Origin of the sequence: Mycobacterium sp., assembly GCF_040509115.1 — a bacterium.
GTDB lineage: Bacteria > Actinomycetota > Actinomycetes > Mycobacteriales > Mycobacteriaceae > Mycobacterium.
Genome location: NZ_JBEVLO010000149.1, coordinates 1 through 2723, shown reverse-complemented (window position 1 = coordinate 2723; position 2723 = coordinate 1). Strand labels below are relative to the sequence as shown.

General features: G+C 67.2%; 2 protein-coding genes. Both read left to right on the top strand.

Translation table 11 applies throughout. The annotated features are described in order from the left end of the window. A partial coding sequence (locus ABW137_RS11185) for an Rv3169 family protein (protein WP_526399829.1) occupies positions 1 to 1055 on the top strand: 1055 nt, incomplete at its 5' end. Between the two features lie 37 nt (positions 1056 to 1092). After that, positions 1093 to 2718: an alkaline phosphatase D family protein gene (locus ABW137_RS11180; RefSeq protein WP_526399828.1), complete on the top strand. Its 1626-nt coding sequence runs from the start codon at positions 1093 to 1095 to the stop codon at positions 2716 to 2718. Positions 2719 to 2723: the final 5 nt, after the last annotated feature.

Genomic DNA, 2723 nt, shown 5'->3' with positions numbered 1-2723 from the left:
AGTCCTCGGACCGCAACTTCTACGACCGATCCTACTTCAACGCCCACGACCGCAGCGGCGACATCTTCCTCATCACCGGCATCGGGTACTACCCCAATCTGGGGGTCAAGGACGCCTTCGTACTCGTCCGCCGAGGTGACGTGCAGACCGCCGTGCACGTCTCCGACGCCATCGACCACGACCGCCTCAACCAGCACGTGCTCGGATACCGCGTCGAGGTTCACGAGCCGCTGCGCCGGCTGCGCATCGTCATGGACGAGACCGACGGAATCGCGGTCGACCTCACCTGGAACGGGCTGTTCGACGTCGTCCAGGAACAACGGCACCTCCTCCGGGCCGGCAACCGAATCACCCTGGACGCCCAGCGGTTCGCGCAATTGGGTTCGTGGAGCGGGCATCTCGCGATCGACGGCGAGGAGATCACCGTCGACCCTGCAACCTGGATCGGCAGCCGCGACCGGTCGTGGGGCATCCGGCCCGTCGGGGAGGCCGAACCCGCCGGGCGCCCGGCCGACCCGCCGTTCGAGGGCATGTGGTGGCTGTACGTGCCGATGGCGTTCGACGACTTCTCGATCGTGCTCATCATCCAGGAGGAGCCCAACGGCTTCCGGTCGCTGAACGACTGCACGCGAATCTGGAAGGACGGCCGCGTCGAACAGCTCGGGTGGCCCCGGGTGAAGGTGCGCTATACGTCAGGCACCAGGATTCCCACCGGCGCGACGATCGAGGCCACCGCGCTGGACGGGTCGCCGGTGCACTTGGACGTGGAGTCCAAACTGTCGGTGCCGATCCACGTGGGTGGTGGGTACGGCGGCGACCCCGACTGGATCCACGGGGTGTGGAAGGGCGACGAGTTCACCGAACGCCGGACCTACGACATGACCGACCCCGCCATCGTCGGGCGCGCCGGGTTCGGCGTGATCGACCACGTCGGTCGGGCGGTGTGCACCGAAGGCAACGGCACACCGGTCGTTGGCTGGGGGCTGTTCGAGCACGGTGCACTCGGCAGGCACGACCCTTCGGGCTTCACCGATTGGCTCACCGTCGCGGACTGACGCGCGCCGCGCCGAGCCCGGGTCCTAGGCTGGGTTGGTGCCCCTCGTGCTTGGACCCGTTCTCCGCCACGTCGGCGAAACCACCGCGATGGTCTGGGTACAGACCGAGGAGTCGGCCGTCGTCGACGTGCTGGGCTGTTCGGCGGCCACCTTCGAGGTGCAGGGCTTTCACTACGCGCTGGTGCCGGTGACGGGCCTGACACCGGACTCGACGACCGAATATCAGGTACACCTCGACGGTCAGCGGGTGTGGCCCGAGCCGGACTCGGAGTTCCCGCCGAGTGTCATCAGAACGCGCGGCCCGGACACCGCCGACCGATTGCGCATCATCTTCGGGTCCTGCCGCTATCCGAAGACGGGCGACGCCAAGCTCGACGAGAAACTCGGCCTCGACGCGCTCGACTGTTACGCGGGCAGGCTGACCAGCACGCCCGTCCAGGACTGGCCGGATGCACTGATTCTGCTCGGCGATCAGGTCTACGCCGACGAGCTGACACCGCAGGCGCGCCAGCACCTCGCCGGGAAGCGCTCCGTCGGCCAGCGTCCCGCCGACGAAGTGGTGAGCTTCGCCGAATACGAGGGGTTATACCGGCACACCTGGGGTGACCCGGAGATTCGGTGGATCCTTTCCACTCTGCCGACCGCGATGATCTTCGACGATCACGACATCAGGGACGACTGGAACACGTCCGCTGCCTGGCGCAAGGAAATCAACGAAAAACCGTGGTGGCGCGACCGAATCCGGGCCGGGCTGGCGTCGTACTGGGTGTATCAGCACCTGGGGAATCTCAGCCCGGACGAACTCGCCGACGATCCGGACTATCGCAAGGTGCTGGCCGCCCGCGAGGACTCTTGGCACCATCTCGCCGAACTCGCCGACCGCGCGGACGGTGAGGTGGACGGCGACAAGGGCCTTCGGTTCAGCTATCGCTGGGATCTGGGCCATAGCAGGCTGGTGATGGTCGACTCACGCAATGCCCGGATTCTGGACTCGGGCGATCGAAAGATGTTGGGCGATCGTGAGTTCAGCTGGCTGGAGGATCAGGTAAACGACGGGCTCGACGAGTTGGACCATCTGGTCCTCGGCTCGTCGTTGCCGTGGCTGCTTCCCCCGGCGATCGGCGACCTGCAGTCGGTCAACGAGATCGCGGCCGATCGGCCGGGCCGTCGGGGGCGGCTTGCCGAAAAAGTGCGCCAGGCCGCCGATCTCGAGCATTGGGCTGCCTTCTCGTCGTCCTTCCTGCGGCTCAGCGATCTGATCATCGGTGCGGCGTCGCACGAATCGCGTGGCCCAGCGACCATCTCCGTGCTGTCCGGCGACGTCCATCACAGCTACGCCGCGCTGGCGGCGCTCCCCCAACCGTCCACGGCGCGGGTGCATCAGCTGGTCTGTTCGCCGGTGCACAACTACGTGCCGTCGTACGTCAAACCCGTGTTCAAGCTGGGATGGTCGCAGCGACTGGGCCGCATCACCCGGCGTTGGGCTCGTCGCCAGGGGTCGCCGCCACTACCCATCACGTGGAGGAACGTCAGCGGGCCCCTCTTCGGGAACACCATCGCCACCTTCGACGCGACGGGTCGCCGCGCCACGGTCCTCTTCGAGCAGCCGCGCGACGATGGCACGCTCGCCGAGGTCGCCGGGGTGCCGCTGACCGACGACTAGTGCCC